The organism is Streptomyces sp. NPDC005574 (assembly GCF_040605435.1).
Lineage (GTDB): Bacteria > Actinomycetota > Actinomycetes > Streptomycetales > Streptomycetaceae > Streptomyces.
Map to the genome: position 1 here is coordinate 1 of NZ_JBEXCW010000282.1, position 1,899 is coordinate 1,899.

The 1,899-nt window shown below is 64.8% G+C and carries 2 protein-coding genes; both read right to left on the reverse strand.

The window, feature by feature from the left end; genetic code table 11:
* Positions 1 to 60: 60 nt before the first annotated feature.
* Complete coding sequence (locus ABZT03_RS44120; protein WP_356049940.1) at positions 61 to 1,152, reverse strand: IS3 family transposase; 1,092 nt, start codon at positions 1,150 to 1,152, stop codon at positions 61 to 63.
* Positions 1,149 to 1,457 carry a transposase gene (locus tag ABZT03_RS44125; protein WP_356049942.1) on the reverse strand — a complete coding sequence of 103 codons (309 nt, stop codon included), beginning with the start codon at positions 1,455 to 1,457 and terminating at the stop codon, positions 1,149 to 1,151. The genes ABZT03_RS44120 and ABZT03_RS44125 overlap by 4 nt, the downstream gene beginning before the upstream one ends.
* Positions 1,458 to 1,899: the final 442 nt, after the last annotated feature.

Below are 1,899 nucleotides of genomic sequence, written 5' to 3' on the forward strand. Positions count from 1 at the left end.
CGACACGCGACGGCCCCATCCCCAACCATCAGGGACAAAAGGGGCGAACCGACCAACCGGTCAGCAGCTCACAACCCCTGACGAATCGAGGTCAAGTCCTATGTGTCCGCTGCTGAGACTGCAGAGGGACTTCGGATCGAGTAGTCTGGGCCAGATTGACGCACGGGTAGAAGGTGGACAGGTTGACTCGCTGACAGGTATTTGAGGTTCCCCCGGCGTGCGGGAGGTGCTGATCAGCTGGTCAGGGCGGGTTGACGGGGTTTTAAGGTTCGTTCGTTCGGTCGTTGCCCGCTCGGCGTAGTGCTTCTCCTCGAACTCGACGGGGCTGAGGTAGCCGAGCCGTTTCTGGATGCGCCGGCTGTTATAGAAGCCGTCGATGTACTCGAAGAGTGCGAGGTTGGCCTCGGACCGGGTGGTGAAGGTGCGGCCGCGGATGCATTCGGTTTTGATGAGCATCCAGAGGTTCTCCGCGAGAGCGTTGTCGTAGGAGTCCCCGACGGATCCCATGGAAGCCTGAACTCCCGCTCGCAGTAGTCGAGTTGTCAGCTTCACGGACGTGTACTGACACCCGTGGTCGGCGTGGTGGATGAGTTTGCCGGGCTCGACCTCGCGGGACGCGAGGGCGTACTCCAGCGTGGTCAGCACCAGGTCGGCGTCCGCTCGGGCGGAAGTCTCCCATGCGACCACCCGGCGGGAGAACGCGTCGCGGATCGCGGAGAGCCACAGGGGCCCCTCGCCGGTCGAGATCATGGTGAGGTCGGTGACCCACAGCCGGTTCGGGGCCTTCGCGGTGAAGTCGCGCTCGACCAGGTCCGGGGCCAGGGTGGCCTTGGGGTCGCGGCGCGTGAAGCCCTTGCGGCGTGGGCTGACGCCAGCGATGTCGGCCTCGCGCATCAGGCGCTCGACGCGTTTGCGCCCGACGTGGACGCCCTCGCGTTTGAGGACGGCGTGGACGCGCGGTGAGCCGTAGACGCCGCCGGAGTCGGCGTGGATCTCCTTGATCTGCTCGGTCAGTTCGACGTCACGGCGCACCCGTTCACACGGCTCCTGTTCGGCGCGGCGCCACCGGTAGTACGTGGAGGAGGCGATGTGCAGTTCCCGCAGGATGGGCCCGACTCCCAGGCGGGGATGCTCGTCGAGGAGCGCCGTCACCTGGGCCGGGTCGGGTCGAGCTGGGCCGCGAAAAAAGCCGAGGCCGTCCGCAGTACGTCGTTGGCACGCTTGAGCTGGGCGTTCTCCTTGCGCAGGGCCACCAGCTCGGCCCGCTCGTCCGTGGTGAGCCGGTCGTCGCGCTCGCCGGCATCCGCCTCGGCCTGCCGGATCCAGCCGCGCAGGGCTTCGGGACGCACACCGAGATCAACAGCCAGCTTCTTGATCTGCGGCTTCGGGTCGGTGGCCCGGTACATCCGCACCGCACGCTCACGCAACTCCAACGAGTATTTCCTGGGAGCAGCCATGGTCGATGTTCCTCTCATGAGAACCATCTGACCCTCTGTCACCATCTTCCGCATCTCGGGGGAACCTCAATTTGGCAGGTGAACACGAGGCTGTCTGGGACGAGATCATGATTTGCCGGTCACGTCCGCGAGGATGACCGAGGTGGAGATCGTCGCGGATGAGACAATGCGTCGTGTCCACGGCAATTTGTCCCTGATCGTGCAACGTCTGGACGCGCAGGCATTCTCGTTCCATTCCCATCAAGACCGCCCTTCGGCCTCCTTCGGCCCGGGTCGACGCCACCTTGAGTTGCATCGACGAAAAGACGTCCGAAGTTGTCATCGACGGCTTAGGGGGGCAGCCGCTGGGTAAGCATTCAGAAGGTCGGTCGCGTGTCCGTCTCCTGACGATGTGACAGGTGTGGGGTGGGTGCGGCAGGATCCGTGGTCATGTCGTCGGGGT